Consider the following 15,003-nt stretch of genomic DNA (forward strand, 5'->3'; position numbering starts at 1 on the left):
CGTCGAGCGGTCGGCCACTCCGACCCGCCGCGGGGCGGTCCCGCGGCGGGTGACCGCCTCAGCGGCCGGCGGGCTTCAGGCCGAGCGGCTTGCCCAGCAGCGACTCACGCCGGACGGCGAGCCGGTCGGCCACCCCGCCCAGCGCCACGGCGGCCGGCGACTCGGGCTCGGCCAGCACGATCGGGTTGCCCGCGTCGCCGGCCTCGCGTACGCGGGTGTCGAGCGGGATCTGCCCGAGCAGCGGCACCTGCGCGCCGATGGTGCGGGTCAGCGACTCCGCGACGGTCTGCCCGCCGCCCGCGCCGAAGACCTCCATCCGCGAGCCGTCCGGCAGCTCGAGCCAGGACATGTTCTCGATCACACCGACGACCCGCTGGTGCGTCTGCAGCGCGATGGCGCCCGCGCGCTCGGCCACCTCGGCGGCGGCGGCCTGCGGGGTCGTCACCACGAGGATCTCGGCGTTGGGCAGCAGTTGGGCCAGCGAGATGGCCACGTCGCCGGTGCCCGGGGGCAGGTCGAGCAGGAGCACGTCGAGGTCGCCCCAGTAGACGTCCGCGAGGAACTGCTGGAGCGCCCGGTGCAGCATGGGGCCGCGCCACACCACTGCCGCGTTGCCGGCCGTGAACATGCCGATCGAGATGACCTTCACGCCGTGCGCCTGCGGCGGCATGATCATGTCTTCCACCCGGGTCGGTCGGCCGTCCGCACCGAGCATCCGGGGCACCGAGTGGCCGTAGATGTCGGCGTCGACCACGCCGACGCTGAGCCCCCGGGCGGCGAGCGCGGCGGCCAGGTTCACGGTCACGCTGGACTTGCCGACACCGCCCTTGCCGCTGGCCACCGCGTAGACCCGCGTGCGCGAACCGGGCTGGGCGAACGGGATCACCGGCTCGGCCGCCGCGCCGCCGCCGCGCAGCGTGGCCTGCAGCGACTGGCGCTGCTCCGGGCTCATCACCCCGAACTCGATCTCCACACCGGTCACCCCGGGCACCGCGGCGACGGCGGCCGTGATGTCCGCCCGCAGCTTGTCCTTGAGAGGGCAGCCGGCGACGGTGAGCAACAGCTCGACCCGTACCGCGCCGTCCGGACCCACCGTGGCGGACCGCACCATGCCCAGCTCGGTGATGGGCCGGCGGATCTCCGGGTCGTTGACCGTGGCCAGGGCGGCCTGAATCGCGTCCTCGACGGTGCTGACGGGTGCTGACATGCCCGCAATGCTACGTCGGCGGTGATCCGTGGCCGCGCCCAGCGGGGGCGGTGTGAGGGAAACGATGACCCTCACGGTCGCCGGACGAGGGCTGGACGACCAACCGACGAAGTGGGACGATCGAGACGAACGCCGCTCGCCTGGCCCCTTGAGGCGCGCGGCGTTCAAACGTTGCGGAGATCGCTGTCCATCTCGTCGCGCGGCTCGTCGAGCGCCTCGCCGCCGGACGCCCGCGACGTGCCCTTCTCCTGCTGACGCCGCTCCAGCCGCAGCCGCCGCTGGCTCGCCTCGTCCAGCTCCTCGGCCAGCCGGGCCAGCTCGCTGCGGACGAAGTCCCGGGTCGCCACCTCACCCAGCGCGATCCGCAGCGCGGCGATCTCCCGGGCCAGGTACTCGGTGTCCGCCTTCTGCGCGGTGGCCCGCCGCCGATCCTCCTCGAGCGCCAACCGATCCCGGTCCGCCTGCCGGTTCTGCGCGAGCAGGATCAGCGGCGCCGCGTAGCTGGCCTGCAACGACAGCACCAGGGTGAGGAACGTGAAGGTGTACGGGTCGAACCGCAGCTGGGGCGGGGCCAGCGTGTTCCACCCGAACCAGATGCCGATCACCAACGTCATGTAGACGATGAAGTTGGCGGTGCCCATGCTCCGGGCGATCCCCTCCGACCAGCGGCCGAACGCCTCCGGGTCGAAGCGGGGCAGCTTGACGCCGCGGGGCTCGCGCGGCTGGTCCAGCCGCTGCGCCCGCCGCTGCTCAGCCATCCGCGCCGTCCAGCGTCGCCTCGGCGGGGCCCGGGGCCGCCATGGCGTCCCGGTCCCGCCAGTCGCGGGGGAGCGAGTGGTCCAGCACGTCGTCCACCGTCACGGCGCCCACGAGCCGGCTGTTGCGGTCGATGACCGGCATGGCGACGAGGTCGTACGTGGCCATCCGGCGGGTGATCTCCGGCAGCGGCGTGGCCGGCCGCAGCGGGTCGATGTCGTTGACCACGACCCCGCCGAGCAGGTCGGCCGGCGCCTCGCGCAGCAACCGCTGGAAGTGCACCATGCCCAGGTAACGCCCGGTGGGCGTGGTCAGGGGGGCGCGCGTCACGAAGACCTGCGCCGCCACGGCGGGGGAGAGCTGCGGCTCGCGGATCCGTGCCAGCGCCTCGGCGACCGTGGCGTCCGGCGGAAGGATGACCGGCTCGGAGGTCATCACGCTGCCCGCCGTGCCGGGGCTGTACTTGAGCAGTTGCCGCACCGGGTCGGCCTCGTCGGGCTGCATGAGGTCGAGCAGCACGTCCTGCTCCGGCGGGGGAAGCTCGCTGAGCAGGTCGGCCGCGTCGTCCGGGTCCATCTCCTCCAGCACGTCGGCGGCCCGCTCCCGGTCCAGCGCGGCGAGGATCTCCACCTGGTCGTGCTCGGGCAGCTCGCTCAGGACGTCCGCCAGCCGCTCGTCGTCCAGCGCGGCGGCGACCTCGTTGCGCCGGGCGTCGGGCAGGTCCTGCAGCGCGTTGGCGAGGTCGGCGGGGCGCATGTCCTCCAGCACCGCGAGCAGGTTGGCCGTGCCCCGGCTGTCGGCGATGCCGCTGAGCCCGCGTACCCGCTCCCAGTCCACCTGGTGCAGGTGCCCGCGGCGGGTGAGCCGGCCGGTCTGCTCGCGGACGGCCACCCGGGCGAGCGACCACTCGCCGCCTCGGCTGCACTCCATGGCCACGTCCACCACCGTGCCGGACTGCCCGCCCGGGTCGACCTGCACCCGCCGGTCCAGCAACTCCTGGAGCACCAGCAGCTCGTTGGGCCGCTTCTCGAAGCGGCGCAGGTTGAGCGTGCCGCTGCCGAGCACCACGGCGTCGGCGTCGATGGAGGTGATCCGGTTGATGGAGAGGAAGATCCGCCGCCGCATCGGCATCTCGGCGACGAGCCCCACCACCTCGGGCGGCCGCTGGGTCGGCCGCAGGCGGGCCACCGCGTCACGGACGCGGCCCACCTGGTCGCCGTTGGGATCGAAGACGGCGACTCCGGCGAGCCGGGCGATGTAGACCCGGGTCGGGGTTGTCACGGCCACCAGCCTAAGCGCCTAGTGTTTATCAGCATGTCGACCTTGGCGTACGAGATCGTGGACGTCTTCACCGACCGCCCGTTCGCCGGCAACCCGCTGGCCGTGGTGTTCGGTGCCGAGGCCCTGGCCACCGAGCAGATGCAGGCGCTCGCCCTGGAGTTCAACCTTTCCGAGACGGTGTTCGTGCTGCCACCCACACAGATCGGCGCGACCTACCGGGCCCGCATCTTCACGCCGGTGGAGGAGCTGCCGTTCGCCGGTCACCCGAGCGTCGGCGCCGCCGTGGCGGCCAGTCGGCGCGGGCTGTTCGGCGTGGGGCAGGTCACCCAGGAGTGCGGGGCCGGCGTGCTGCCCATCGAGGTGACGGAGACCGGCGCGACCCTGACCGGCGGCGCGCCGACGCTCGGCCCCGAGCTGGATCCCGAGCCGCTGCTGGAGATCGTCGGCCTCGCCGCCGCCGACCACGCCGGCCCCGCGCCCCGGGTCGCCGGGTGCGGGCTGGAGTTCCCGTACCTGCCGGTGCGCCCCGAGGCCGTGGCCCGGGCGCGGATGGACCCGGCGGCGGCGCAGCGGTACGGAGTGGATCACGTCTGCGTCTTCTCCTGGGACGCGGCCACGCAAACCGCGCACAGCCGGGTCTTCGTGCCCGGGCTGGGCGTCCCGGAGGATCCGGCCACCGGCTCGGCGGCGCTGGGCCTCGGCGTGTGGCTGGTGGCCAGCGGCCTGCTGCCCGCGGACGGCCCGGCCGGTTACACGGTCCGTCAGGGTGTCGAGATCAACCGCCCCTCGTCGCTCGCCTGCGTGGTCACCGCGGCGAACGGGGCGGCGGTGGGCGCCACGGTGGCCGGTCAGGTCGTCCCGGTGGCCCGCGGCGAGATCATGGTGCCGCCGTTCGTCGGGTGACGGGCCGGTACGCCGACGCTTCGGCTGAGCGGCCGGTACGCCAACGCTGACGCGACCGCCGCCGGTGGGAGAGGATGCCGGTGTGACGGACGAGGACGGGCGGCAGCGCACGCCCCTGGTCGACGAGGTGATCAAGAAGGCGGCCGTGGCCTGGGTGAGCGTGGCCGGCGAACCGGCCCGGGCACTCTGGTGCGCCACGCTCGAGGGCGCGCTGGTCGTGGTCACCGGCCCCGGCGAGCAGGCCGCCCCGGGGCTCGCCGACGCGGCCGAGGCGCAGGTCACGATGCGCGGCGACCACGGTGGCCGGATCGTGACCTGGCCGGCCGAGGTGAGCCGGGTGCGGCCGGGCACCGAGGAGTGGGACATTGTGGCGCCACTGCTGGCGTCGAAGCGGCTGAACGCACCCGGCCCGGCCACCGAGCTGGTGCGGCGCTGGGAGGACGACGGCTGCGCGGTGAGCCGGCTCACTCCGGCCGGCGAGCCGGTCACCGGGGACGCCCTGCCCGACGGGTCGCTGGCCGAGGCGCCACGGGACACGCCCGCGGCGCGGCCGACCCGCCGGCCGTTCCGGCTGCACCGGGTCCGTCGCCGCTGAGCGGGCCGCCGGTCAGCGGGGCCGGTGGCCGGCGGCGGCGATGCCCGCGTCGACGAGGTCGAGCACCTGGCGCAGCGAGCCGAGCACCGGGCCGGTCCAGGCGACGTCCGCGTTGAACACCATGTGCTCGACGAGGTCCGGTGCGGCCAGCCGGGCCGCGGTCAGCCCGGCCTGCTCGGCGCCGGTGAGTTCCTGGCTGCCGCCGTCGCCCACGTAGAGACAGGCCCGGGGCGGGAGCCCCAGCCGCCGGCACGCCGAGAGATAGAGCTCCGGGTCGGGTTTGCACCGCCCCACCTGCACCGAGAAGATCCGGACGTCGAGCAGCGGCGCGATCGCCAGGTCCGGCAGGAAGGCCGGCAACTCGTGCGTGCAGTCGCTGATGACGCCGGTGCGCAGGCCCCGCTGGCGGAGCGCGGCGAGCGTCGGCACCGCGTCGGGGCGTAACCGGGTGTCGGCGCGTACGGCCCGGTGCCGGGACGCCACTGCCTCCCGCAACGCGCCGTCCGACGGGTGGACGCCGGCCTGCGCGCAGACCCAGCGCATGGTCGCCTCGGCGTTGCCCAGCTGACCGGTGGCCCGCTCGTAGAAGGTGCGGTCGAGCACCGCGGCGAGCGTCTCGCTGGTGCAGCCGAGCAGCTGTGCGGTGCCGCGGTGGGCGGCGCCGCGCTGGACGGACCGTGTGAGCGTGCCGAAGAAGTCGAAGAGCACGGCCTGGAACCTGGGCATGAGGGGGTGCCTCCCGGCGTGGGGGTCGCCGTGCGGACCGCGTGATCGTAGCGGAGTGCTGACGGTCCGTGGTGACCCGGAACGTGTGAGGATTGCTCCCCGTGTCCTCGCCTCCGCAGCGCCCGCCGCTCGACCTGCTCACCACCGGGGCGGTCGCCCTCGCCGTCGTCGCCGTCTCGTCGTCCGCCCCGCTGATCGCCTTCGCGGCGGCGCCCGCCCTGGCCGTCGCGTTCTGGCGCAACCTGCTCTCGCTCGCCGTGCTCGGACCGGTCTCGCTGGCCCGGCGCCGTGCGGAGTTCCGGGCGCTGTCGGTGGGCACCGGGCGGCGCGAGGGCTGGTACTGCGTCCTCTCCGGTGTCGCGTTGGCCGCGCACTTCGCCACCTGGATGCCGAGCCCCCAGCTCACCTCGGTCGCCGCGGCGACCGCTCTCGGGGCGACGCAGCCCGTGTGGCAGGGGTTGATCGCGCGCGGACAGGGCCGACGGCTGCCGGTGGTGGTGTGGGCCGGGATCGGCGTGGCGGTGGTCGGGGCCGTGGTCGCCACCGGCGCCGACTTCGCCGTGTCCGGGCGGGCCTTCGGGGGTGACCTGCTCGCCGTCGCCGGCGGGATGTTCGCCGCGGTGTACACGGCCCTCGGGGAGCGGGCGCGGGCCAGCGTCAGCACCACGACGTACACCACCATCTGCTACGGCGTCTGCGCGCTGATCCTGCTGGTCGTCTGCCTGGCCGGCGGGGTACGCCTGGTCGGCTTCGACAACCGCACCTGGCTGGCGATCCTCGCCCTCGTGGCGGGCGCCCAGCTGCTCGGGCACTCGATGTTCAACTACGCCCTGCACCGGATCTCCGCCACCACGGTCAGCGTGCTGGTCCTGCTGGAGGCGCCCGGCGCCGCCCTGATCGGCTGGGTCTGGCTCGGCCAGCTGCCCCGCCCGCTCGCCCTGCCCGGGCTGGCGTTGCTGCTGGCCGGGGTGGCCGTGGTGGTGATCGGCGGCGCGCGGGCCGGTCGCCGCGTGGAACCGGTCCCCGTCCCCGCCGACGCCGCACCGCTGGCCGACTGACCGGCGGCGCGCCCGGGAGGGCACTTTTCCGGCGAGACTCGCCATTCCGCCGCCGCAGGCGCCGCTTTGGCGTGACAGTGCGGAAGGGAAGCGGCGCGAGGAAGGGCGGGCATGCGGCGGCGGGGCGGCGGGGACCGGCAGGACGAGGGCACACCGGGAACGGTGGTCACGCCCTCGGCCGAGTTCCCGCCGCTGACCGAGGAGGAGCTGGGCGCGCTGCGCCGCATCGGGGAGCAGTGGGAGGGCGCCGGGGACGGCCGCCCGCCCCCGTCGCCGGAGCTGCCGATCGACCCGTCCCTGCGCCGGCATCGCGGCGGCCCCACCCCCGGCCGGTTCGGCCGGCTCGCGCCGATCGCCATGTTCGACGTGGGCGAGCCCGGGGAACTGGTGGCGACCGAACCCGCGAACGTGCCGGGCACGCGCCTCGGTCGGGGGCTCACCCGGGTCCGTCGGGCGCTGCTCGGCCCGCCGCTCACCAGCGCCGCCGTGCTCTACGAGCGGATGCGCAAGCTGGTGGCCCTGCCGGTGCTCTCCTCCGACCTGCTCAGCTCGGTGGCGTACGGGCCGGAGGCCATGCTCGCCGTGCTGGTGCTCGCGGGCAGCGGCGCGCTCGGGGCGTCCCTGCCGCTGACGGCGGTGCTGGCCGTGCTCATGGTCGCCGTCGGGCTGTCCTACCGGCAGACTGTGGTCGCCTATCCGCACGGCGCCGGCTCGTACGTGGTGGCCACCGACAACCTCGGCGTGCGGCCGGGGCTCGCCGCGGCGGCCGGGCTCATGGTCGACTACGTGCTGACCGTGGCGGTGTCGGTGGCGGCCGGGGTGAGCGCCCTCACCTCGGCGATGCCGGGGCTCACCCGGTTCGCCGTGCCGCTCGGAGTGCTGACCATCGCCGTCCTGCTCGCCGGCAACCTGCGCGGCGTCCGGGCCGCCGGCAACCTCTTTGTCTGGCCCACGTACGCCTTCATCCTCGCCCTGCTGGCCCTGCTCGTCGTCGGCTACGCGCGGGCCGGCGCCCGCGGCTTCGAACCGGTCGCGCCGCCGGCCGTGCCGGCCGTCGAGGGGCTGGGACTGCTGCTCGTGCTGCGGGCGTTCGCCTCGGGCGCCGTGTCGATGACCGGCATCGAGGCGGTGTCGAACGCCGTGCCGGCGTTCCGCCCGCCGGAGTGGCGCAACGCCCGCACCACGCTCGGCTGGATGGTCGGGATGCTCGTGCTGCTCTTCGTCGGGCTCACCGTGCTGATCCACCTCGACGGGCTCGTGCCGAAGGCCGACGTGACCCTGCTGTCCCAGTTGGCCCGGGTCACCTTCCCGACCGGCCCCTGGTACGCGCTGGTGCAGGCGGCCACCGCGCTGATCCTGCTGCTGGCCGCGAACACGGCCTTCAACGGCTTTCCCCGGCTGCTCTTCTTCATGGCCGGGGCCGGCCACGCGCCGCGCCGGTTCCTCCACATGGGCGACCGGCTGGCGTTCAGCGACGGCCTCGTGGCGCTCGCCGTGGCCGCGGGCGTGGTCTTCGTCGCGTTCCGCGGCCACACCCAGGCGCTGATCCCCCTCTACGCGGTCGGGGTCTTCCTCGCCTTCACCCTCTCGCAGCTCGGGATGGTGGTTCACTGGCGCCGGCGGCGCGACGCCGGCTGGCGCCGGCGGGCGGTCGTCAACGCCGTCGGCGCGGCCCTCTCCGGTCTCGTGCTGGTCACCGCCGCCTTCACGAAGTTCACCTCCGGCGCCTGGGTGGTGGTCGTCGCCGTCCCGCTGCTGGTGCTGCTCTCCCTGGCCATCCACCGCCACTACCGGACGTTGCAGCGCTCGGTGGCGCTCCACCCCGCCCCGGGCGGGCCGCGACCCAGGCCGGCCCTGGCCCCGGCGCCGCTGCTGGGCGCGGCCGAGCCGGGCGCCCCGGCGGAGGCCCAGGAACTTCCCCAGCAGGTACGCCACCTCGTCGTCGTGCCGGTCGCCCGGCTGAACCGGGCCTCGCTGCGGGCCCTGGCGTACGCGGTGTCGCTCGGGCAGCCGACCCTCGCCGTCCACATCGCCCCCGAGGATCCCGAGGGGGACCGGTTCCGCGAGCAGTGGGAGGCGTGGGGCGACCACGTGCGGCTGGAGGTCATCGTGTCGCCGTACCGGGCGGTGATCGGGCCCCTCGCGCACTACCTCGAGGCGCTGCACGTCGCCGCGCCCGACGTCGTGCTCACGGTGATCGTGCCCGAGGTCGTGGTGCGCCGGCGGTGGCACCAGCCCCTGCACAGCCGCGCCGAGCACCGGTTGCGCCGGGCCCTGAGCGCGCTGCCCGGCGTGGTGGTCACGAGCCTGCCCGTGCACCTCGCCGACTGACTGCGCCGCCGCCGCAGCGGCGGCGCGCGCCCGCCGCGCCTACCCGGCGATGCCGACGGCCTTGGCGCTGGCCGCCCAGAGCCGGGCCGCGAGCTGTGGGTCGGCGGCCTTGCGCAGCGGCCGGCGGAGCCGCCGGTCGTGGTAGTAGCCGCCGTCGACCAGCCGCGCCGGGTCGGAGTTGACCAGCCAGAGCAGCGTCTCCGCCCCCTTCTCCGCGCTGCGGAACGGCAGCAGACGCATGCCGATCGCCACGAGCCTGCTGTCGTTGCCGAACCGGGTGCGCACCACGCCGGGATGGAAGCTGTGCGCCCGCACCTCCGGCCACCGCCGCGCCGCCTCGGCGGCGAAGAGGATGTTCGCCTGCTTGCTGGTGCCGTACGCGGTCATCGCCCGGTACCGGCGCAGCGGCGCGTTGAGGTCGTCCGGGTCGAGCGCACCGCTGCGGTGCGCGCCGGAGGCGGTCACGACCGTCCGCCCGATACGGTCGCGCAGCAGGTTGCTGAGCAGGAACGGAGCCAGGTGGTTGGCCTGGATGCTGAGCTCGAACCCGTCGACCGTGGTGACCGGCTGGAGCACGATGGCGCCGGCGTTGTTGACCAGCACGTCGATCCGGTCGTACGCGGCGCGCAGCTTCTCGGCCAGCCGGCGGACGTCGTCGAGCACCGCGAAGTCGGCCCGGAACAGCTCCGGGCGCTCGCCCGACGCCTCGCGTACCCGGTCACCGGCGGCCTGCAGGCGGGCCGGGTCCCGGCCGACCAGTACCACCTGGTCACCACGGCAGGCCAGGTCGACGGCCGCCGCCAACCCGATGCCCGAGCTGGCGCCCGTCACCACCACGAGGCGCCGCCCAGTGAGATCTTCCACAGCTCCGTTCACCCCGTTCATGGCGCGAGGTTACCGTGGCGTAACACCTTTGGGATCGTTAAGCATCGGTCTTTCTGAGCTGGCGTCGGCGTACCGCCGGGCGCTGGAAGGAGCACATCCATGGCCGCTGTCGGTCGCCCCCGCCGGTCCTGCCTCGCGGTACCCGGCTCCAGCGTCAAGATGCTCGGCAAGGCCCAGGGTCTCCCGGCCGACCAGGTCTTCCTCGACCTGGAGGACGCCGTCGCCCCACTGGCCAAGCCGGACGCCCGCAAGAACATCGTGGCGGCGCTCAACGAGGGCGACTGGGCCGGCAAGACCCGCGTCGTCCGGGTCAACGACCTGACCACCCCGTGGACGTACCGCGACGTCATCGACGTGGTCGAGGGCGCCGGCGCCAACCTCGACTGCATCATGCTGCCCAAGGTGCAGAACGCCGCCCAGGTGCAGTGGCTCGACCTGACGCTCACCCAGCTCGAGAAGACGCTGGGCCTGGAGGTCGGCCGGATCGGCATCGAGGCGCAGATCGAGAACGCGGCCGGCCTGGTCAACGTGGACGAGATCGCGGCCGCCTCGCCGCGGGTCGAGACCATCATCTTCGGCCCCGCCGACTTCATGGCCTCCATCAACATGAAGTCCCTCGTGGTCGGCGCCCTGATCCCCGACTACCCGGGCGACCCCTACCACTACATCCTGATGCGCATCCTCATGGCCGCGCGGATGCACGACAAGCAGGCCATCGACGGCCCGTTCCTGCAGATCCGCGACGTGGACGGGTTCCGCGAGGTGGCCCGTCGCTCGGCCGCGCTCGGCTTCGACGGCAAGTGGGTGCTGCACCCCGGCCAGATCGACGCGGCGAACGAGGTCTACTCGCCCGCGCAGGCCGACTACGACCACGCCGAGCTGATCCTCGACGCGTACGACCACTACACCTCGGAGGCGGGCGGCCGGCTCGGCGCGGTGATGCTCGGCGACGAGATGATCGACGAGGCGTCGCGCAAGATGGCTTTGGTCGTCGCGGCCAAGGGCCGGGCCGCCGGGATGACCCGCACGTCCTCCTTCACCCCGCCCGCGCAGTGAGCGCGCGGGCCGCCGGTCGACGCCGCGGCCGTCCGTCGAGGGTGCCGGTCGCTGCGCCGGTCGTGCCGTCCGGGACACCGGGCGACACGGCCGGCACCGGGCTCAGGAGCCGCTGGAACTGTCCTGGCTGGCCGCGTAGACGATGACGATGGTGATGACGGCCGCGGCGATCAGCGCGATGGCCGTCGAGATCCAGCCCATGACGATGCCGGCGGTCGCCATGCTCTCGCCGCCCTCGCCCCGCTCACGGATCTGCCGTCTGGCCGCGTGCCCGAGGATCGCGCCGACAACGCCGATGATCCCGCCGATGCCGTAGCCGCAGAGGCCCATGATGCCGGTGATGGACACGACCATCGAGGCGACGGCCATGCCGTTGGTCGGCGGTGCGGGCGGGTAGCCGTAGCCCGGGTAGCCCGCCGCCGGATAACCGGGCGGCGGGTAGCCCCCCGCAACCGGCGGTGGGTAGCCACCCGCGGCCGGCGGCGGGTAGGCCCCCGCGGCCGGCGGCGGGTAGGCGGCCGGCGGCGCGTACGCGTCCGCGGCCGGCGACTGCTGAGCGGCCGCGTACGGGTCGGCCGGGCTGGGCTGGGTTGGCACCGGCTGGCCGGGCATCGGCAGCGTCGGATCGGCCGGCGGGTTCGATTGCGGGCTGCCCGACCACGCCGGATCGTTCCAGCCGGCGGGAGGTGGGGGATTGGTCATGCGCTTCACTCCAGTGCGTGCGGGTGCCGTCAGGGTAGCCAGCACCGGACAAACCCGATGTCCCCGCGCCCGGGTGCCGCGTTGCTCCGATGGGCCGGAACCGGCAGGATCCAGGCATGGCCATCGACGCGCGCGCCGCGGATCGTTCCGGCAGTCGACCGAGACGCGACGTGAGCCGTCCGGGTCTCGCCCGGCGCAGCCGCGCGGTCGCACCGACCAGCCCCGCCGGCCCCGACGCGCCGGCTCCACTGGCCGAGCCGGTCACGATGCGGCTCGACGGCCGGGTCGCGCTGGTCACCGGCGCGGGCAGCCCCGACGGCATCGGCTACGCGACCGCCCGCCGGCTCGCCGACCTCGGCGCGAAAGTGGCGATCGTCTCCACCACGCGGCGGATCCACGAGCGGGCGAGCGAGCTGGGCGTCATCGGGTTCGTCGCCGACCTCACCGACGAGTCCGAGGTGGGAGCGCTGGCCGACGCGGTCGCCGAGCAGCTCGGCGACGTCGAGGTGCTCGTCAACAACGCGGGCCTCGCGAGCCGGGCCAGTCCCGAGGTGCTCCGCCCGGTCGCCCAGCTCAGCTTCGACGAGTGGCGCGGCGAAATCGACCGCAACCTCACCACCGCGTTCCTGTGCAGCCGGGCGTTCATCGGCGGCATGGCCGAGCGTGGCTGGGGGCGGATCGTCAACCTCGCGGCGACCGCCGGGCCGGTCAACGCGCTGCCCACGGAGGCCGCGTACGCGGCGGCCAAGGCGGGCGTGGTCGGGCTCACCCGGGCGCTCGCCATGGAGATGATCGCCGACGGGGTGACCGTGAACGCTGTCGCGCCCGGCACGATCCACACCGCGGCGTCCACTGTGGCCGAGATCAAGCAGGGTCTCGGCACGCCGGTGGGGCGGCCCGGCACACCGGACGAGGTGGCCGCGGCCATCGCGTTCCTCTGCTCGCCGGCCGCGTCGTACATCACCGGGCAGATGCTGGTGGTCGACGGTGGCAACAGTGTCCGGGAGGCGGAGTACCGCTGAGCTGCCGCGGTCGGTGGGTGACGCCGTGGCCGCCGGTCAGTAGGTGCGGCCGTCGCTGCCCGCGAAGATCGCCAGCGCCGCCCAGCCGCAGCAGACGAGCAGGCCCAGGCCGGTGAAGACGTAGCTCAGGATGAGGCCCCACGTGGCGAGCTGGTCGCCCTCCTCGCCGCTGGTCCGTAGCTGCCGCTTCGCCACATGACCGAGCACGATGCCGGCCGGCGCGAACACGAACGCGAAGACCAGCGACAGGACGGCCAGCACGTTGGTGCCCCGGCCGGGTCCGCCCGGTGGTGGGCCGTACTGCCCGTAGGGCGTCTGCGGGGCGTACGACGGCTGCTGCCCCCACTGGGGACCCGGCGGATAGCCACCGTGCTGGCCGAACGGCGGCTGGTCCGGCGGGGTCGCGCCCGGCGGCTGGTCGCCGTACGGCGCGTACGGCGAGGGCTCGGGCGGCGGCGGGCCGTACGGTGACCGGTCCGGCGGTGGCGCGTAGGGCGAGCGGTCCGGCGGCGGCGCGTACGGCGACTGGCCCCCGGGCGGCTCGTAGGGCGACGGCGGCTGCTCGCCGCCGGGCGGCCGGGACGGCTCGGACGGGTCGGACGGCTCGGACGGCGGCGGGTTCGTCACGGTCTCCTCCTCCTGCCGGCGCCGGACACGGCCCTCTTGCCGGACGCTACCCGCAGCGGTGAACCTTTTCACAGAGGTTGTGTGGACTGGTCACCTTGGCCTCGCCGGGCCGGCGACCGATACTGACCGAGCGTTCAGTTACCCATGAGTAATGCGCCGATCCCCGGAGGCTGAGATGGCTCGACTCGCCCAGACGCCCGGCCTGACCGATGTGCAGCGGTCGATCCTGGAGACCGTCCGGGAGTTCGCCGACAAGGAGATCATCCCGCACGCGCAGCGGCTGGAGCACGCCGACGAGTACCCCACCGACATCATCGACGGCATGCGCGAGATGGGGCTGTTCGGCCTCACCATCGCCGAGGAGTACGGCGGCCTGGGCGAGTCGCTGCTGACGTACGCGCTCGCCGTCGAGGAACTCTCCCGCGGCTGGATGTCGATCTCCGGCATCGTCAACACCCACTTCATCGTCGCGTACCTCATCTCCCAGCACGGCTCCCCGGAGCAGAAGAGCCGCCTGCTGCCGAAGATGGCCACCGGCGAGGTGCGCGGCGCCTTCTCCATGTCGGAGCCGGAGTGCGGGTCGGACGTGGCGGCCATCAAGTCCCGGGCGGTCCGCGACGGCGACCGGTTCGTTCTCGACGGCCAGAAGATGTGGCTCACCAACGGCGCGTACTCGTCGGTGGTGGCCACCCTCGTGAAGACCGACACGGGCGCCGACTCGGTCTACGGCAACATGAGCACGTTCCTCCTCGAGAAGGAGCCCGGCTTCGGGGAGACCGCCCCCGGCCTCACCATCCCCGGGCGGATCGAGAAGATGGGCTACAAGGGCGTCGAGACCACGGAGATGGTGCTCGACGGCGTCTCCGTGCCCGCCTCGGCGGTGCTCGGCGGCGAGGAGCGGGTCGGCCGGGGCTTCTACCAGATGATGGACGGCATCGAGGTCGGCCGGGTCAACGTCGCCGCCCGCGCCTGCGGCATCTCGATCCGGGCCTTCGAACTGGCCGTGGCGTACGCGCAGCAGCGCCGCACGTTCGGTCAGCCCCTCGCGAAGCACCAGGCCGTCGCGTTCAAGCTCGCCGAGATGGGCACGAAGATCGAGGCCGCGCACGCCCTCATGGTGAACGCGGCCCGGCTGAAGGACGCCGGTCAGCGCAACGACGTCGAGGCCGGCATGGCCAAGCTGCTCGCCTCGGAGTACTGCGCCGAGGTGGTGCAGGAGGCGTTCCGCATCCACGGCGGCTACGGCTACTCGAAGGAGTACGAGATCGAGCGCCTCATGCGGGAGGCGCCGTTCCTGCTGATCGGCGAGGGCACCTCGGAGATCCAGAAGACCATCATCTCCCGCGGCCTGCTCAAGGAGTACAAGCTCTGAACGGCTCGGCCGGCCGCGGGCCCGACTCCGGCGCCGGCCGGTGCCGACCGGTCAGCCGAGCCGGCTGAGCGCGCCGACGGCACGCTCCACCGCGAGGCAGCGGTCCTCGACGTAGTCGATGCCCGCCTCCTCGGCGATCCGCCGCGCCTCGGCCGACACGATCCCGAGCTGCAACCACACGGCCGGGGCGCCGATCGCCACCGCCTGCCGGACCACCTCGACGGCGTCCTTCGCGGGCCGGAACACGTTCACCACGTCGACCGGGTGCGGGATGTCGGCCAGCGACCGGTAGACCTTCTCCCCGAACAGCTCGTCGGCGGTCGGGTTGACCGGGATGATCCGCCAGCCGTGCCGCTGCATCTGCAACGGCACGCTGTGCGCGGCCTTGAGCGGGTCACGTGAGGCGCCCACGACGGCGATGACGGCGGCGTCGGCGAGGATCTGTTGAGCGGTACGCACCCGGCGACTGTATCCCCGCCGGC

At 74.0% G+C, this 15,003-nt stretch carries 15 protein-coding genes; 7 read left to right on the top strand and 8 right to left on the bottom strand.

The annotated features are described in order from the left end of the window. Positions 1-58: 58 nt before the first annotated feature. The 3 genes from ACSNOA_RS04905 to ACSNOA_RS04915 form a co-directional block, all read right to left on the bottom strand. Positions 59-1,207, bottom strand: coding sequence for an Mrp/NBP35 family ATP-binding protein (locus tag ACSNOA_RS04905; protein WP_436656705.1), 1,149 nt, complete (start codon positions 1,205-1,207; stop codon positions 59-61). Between the two features lie 164 nt (positions 1,208-1,371). Further along, complete coding sequence (locus ACSNOA_RS04910) at positions 1,372-1,965, bottom strand: DUF1003 domain-containing protein (protein ID WP_436656707.1); 594 nt, start codon at positions 1,963-1,965, stop codon at positions 1,372-1,374. Continuing rightward, a complete protein-coding gene (locus tag ACSNOA_RS04915; RefSeq protein WP_436656709.1) occupies positions 1,958-3,244 on the bottom strand; it encodes a magnesium transporter MgtE N-terminal domain-containing protein in 1,287 nt (428 codons plus the stop codon). Before ACSNOA_RS04915 ends, ACSNOA_RS04910 begins: the two co-directional genes overlap by 8 nt. 33 nt (positions 3,245-3,277) lie before the next feature. Between ACSNOA_RS04915 and ACSNOA_RS04920 the strand changes: the two genes are divergently transcribed. Next, positions 3,278-4,147, top strand: a complete 870-nt coding sequence (locus ACSNOA_RS04920) for a PhzF family phenazine biosynthesis protein (RefSeq protein ID WP_436656711.1) — start codon at positions 3,278-3,280, stop codon at positions 4,145-4,147. An 82-nt stretch (positions 4,148-4,229) separates the two neighbouring features. Beyond that, the gene (locus ACSNOA_RS04925) at positions 4,230-4,742 is read left to right on the top strand and encodes a hypothetical protein (protein WP_436656713.1); all 513 of its coding nucleotides are present in this window, start codon (positions 4,230-4,232) and stop codon (positions 4,740-4,742) included. A gap of 12 nt (positions 4,743-4,754) precedes the next feature. Here the strand turns inward: ACSNOA_RS04925 and ACSNOA_RS04930 are convergent, their stop codons facing one another. Beyond that, positions 4,755-5,468, bottom strand: a complete 714-nt coding sequence (locus ACSNOA_RS04930) for an HAD family hydrolase (RefSeq protein ID WP_436656715.1) — start codon at positions 5,466-5,468, stop codon at positions 4,755-4,757. Between the two features lie 92 nt (positions 5,469-5,560). On the opposite strand from ACSNOA_RS04930, the gene ACSNOA_RS04935 reads away from it, so the two are divergent. Together ACSNOA_RS04935 and ACSNOA_RS04940 are read left to right on the top strand one after the other, a co-directional pair. Beyond that, positions 5,561-6,526, top strand: a complete 966-nt coding sequence (locus ACSNOA_RS04935; RefSeq protein WP_436656717.1) for a DMT family transporter — start codon at positions 5,561-5,563, stop codon at positions 6,524-6,526. A gap of 111 nt (positions 6,527-6,637) precedes the next feature. Continuing rightward, positions 6,638-8,857, top strand: a complete 2,220-nt coding sequence (locus ACSNOA_RS04940) for an APC family permease (protein WP_436656719.1) — start codon at positions 6,638-6,640, stop codon at positions 8,855-8,857. Positions 8,858-8,896: 39 nt separating this feature from the next. Here the strand turns inward: ACSNOA_RS04940 and ACSNOA_RS04945 are convergent, their stop codons facing one another. After that, entirely contained in the window at positions 8,897-9,742 is an 846-nt protein-coding gene (locus tag ACSNOA_RS04945; protein ID WP_436656721.1) for an SDR family NAD(P)-dependent oxidoreductase, read from the bottom strand. A gap of 99 nt (positions 9,743-9,841) precedes the next feature. On the opposite strand from ACSNOA_RS04945, the gene ACSNOA_RS04950 reads away from it, so the two are divergent. Continuing rightward, positions 9,842-10,798: an HpcH/HpaI aldolase/citrate lyase family protein gene (locus ACSNOA_RS04950; protein ID WP_436656723.1), complete on the top strand. Its 957-nt coding sequence runs from the start codon at positions 9,842-9,844 to the stop codon at positions 10,796-10,798. Between the two features lie 102 nt (positions 10,799-10,900). On the opposite strand, the gene ACSNOA_RS04955 is transcribed toward ACSNOA_RS04950, so the two are convergent. Then, entirely contained in the window at positions 10,901-11,500 is a 600-nt protein-coding gene (locus tag ACSNOA_RS04955) for a DUF4190 domain-containing protein (RefSeq protein WP_436656725.1), read from the bottom strand. Between the two features lie 116 nt (positions 11,501-11,616). On the opposite strand from ACSNOA_RS04955, the gene ACSNOA_RS04960 reads away from it, so the two are divergent. Continuing rightward, complete coding sequence (locus ACSNOA_RS04960) at positions 11,617-12,522, top strand: SDR family NAD(P)-dependent oxidoreductase (protein WP_436656728.1); 906 nt, start codon at positions 11,617-11,619, stop codon at positions 12,520-12,522. 36 nt (positions 12,523-12,558) lie between these two features. Here ACSNOA_RS04960 and ACSNOA_RS04965 read toward each other — a convergent pair whose 3' ends face one another. Next, on the bottom strand, positions 12,559-13,149 hold the full coding sequence (locus ACSNOA_RS04965) for a DUF4190 domain-containing protein (RefSeq protein ID WP_436656730.1): 591 nt from the start codon (positions 13,147-13,149) through the stop codon (positions 12,559-12,561). A 175-nt stretch (positions 13,150-13,324) separates the two neighbouring features. On the opposite strand from ACSNOA_RS04965, the gene ACSNOA_RS04970 reads away from it, so the two are divergent. Beyond that, positions 13,325-14,521 carry an acyl-CoA dehydrogenase family protein gene (locus ACSNOA_RS04970; RefSeq protein WP_436656732.1) on the top strand — a complete coding sequence of 399 codons (1,197 nt, stop codon included), beginning with the start codon at positions 13,325-13,327 and terminating at the stop codon, positions 14,519-14,521. A gap of 51 nt (positions 14,522-14,572) precedes the next feature. Here the strand turns inward: ACSNOA_RS04970 and ACSNOA_RS04975 are convergent, their stop codons facing one another. Then, complete coding sequence (locus tag ACSNOA_RS04975) at positions 14,573-14,980, bottom strand: CoA-binding protein (protein ID WP_436656734.1); 408 nt, start codon at positions 14,978-14,980, stop codon at positions 14,573-14,575. Between the last annotated feature and the right edge of the window lie 23 nt (positions 14,981-15,003).

Origin of the sequence: Micromonospora sp. URMC 103 (assembly GCF_051386435.1) — a bacterium.
In the GTDB taxonomy this organism is placed as follows: Bacteria; Actinomycetota; Actinomycetes; order Mycobacteriales; family Micromonosporaceae; genus Micromonospora.

Bases quoted from the DNA above. Each gene is read 5' to 3' on its own strand.
- ACSNOA_RS04940 (WP_436656719.1), top strand. From the start codon at position 6,638: ATGCGGCGGCGGGGCGGCGGGGACCGGCAGGACGAGGGCACACCGGGA.
- ACSNOA_RS04910 (WP_436656707.1), bottom strand. From the start codon at position 1,965: ATGGCTGAGCAGCGGCGGGCGCAGCGGCTGGACCAGCCGCGCGAGCCC.
- ACSNOA_RS04920 (WP_436656711.1), top strand. From the start codon at position 3,278: ATGTCGACCTTGGCGTACGAGATCGTGGACGTCTTCACCGACCGCCCG.
- ACSNOA_RS04905 (WP_436656705.1), bottom strand. From the start codon at position 1,207: ATGTCAGCACCCGTCAGCACCGTCGAGGACGCGATTCAGGCCGCCCTG.
- ACSNOA_RS04950 (WP_436656723.1), top strand. From the start codon at position 9,842: ATGGCCGCTGTCGGTCGCCCCCGCCGGTCCTGCCTCGCGGTACCCGGC.
- ACSNOA_RS04970 (WP_436656732.1), top strand. From the start codon at position 13,325: ATGGCTCGACTCGCCCAGACGCCCGGCCTGACCGATGTGCAGCGGTCG.
- ACSNOA_RS04945 (WP_436656721.1), bottom strand. From the start codon at position 9,742: ATGAACGGGGTGAACGGAGCTGTGGAAGATCTCACTGGGCGGCGCCTC.
- ACSNOA_RS04955 (WP_436656725.1), bottom strand. From the start codon at position 11,500: ATGACCAATCCCCCACCTCCCGCCGGCTGGAACGATCCGGCGTGGTCG.
- ACSNOA_RS04930 (WP_436656715.1), bottom strand. From the start codon at position 5,468: ATGCCCAGGTTCCAGGCCGTGCTCTTCGACTTCTTCGGCACGCTCACA.
- ACSNOA_RS04960 (WP_436656728.1), top strand. From the start codon at position 11,617: ATGGCCATCGACGCGCGCGCCGCGGATCGTTCCGGCAGTCGACCGAGA.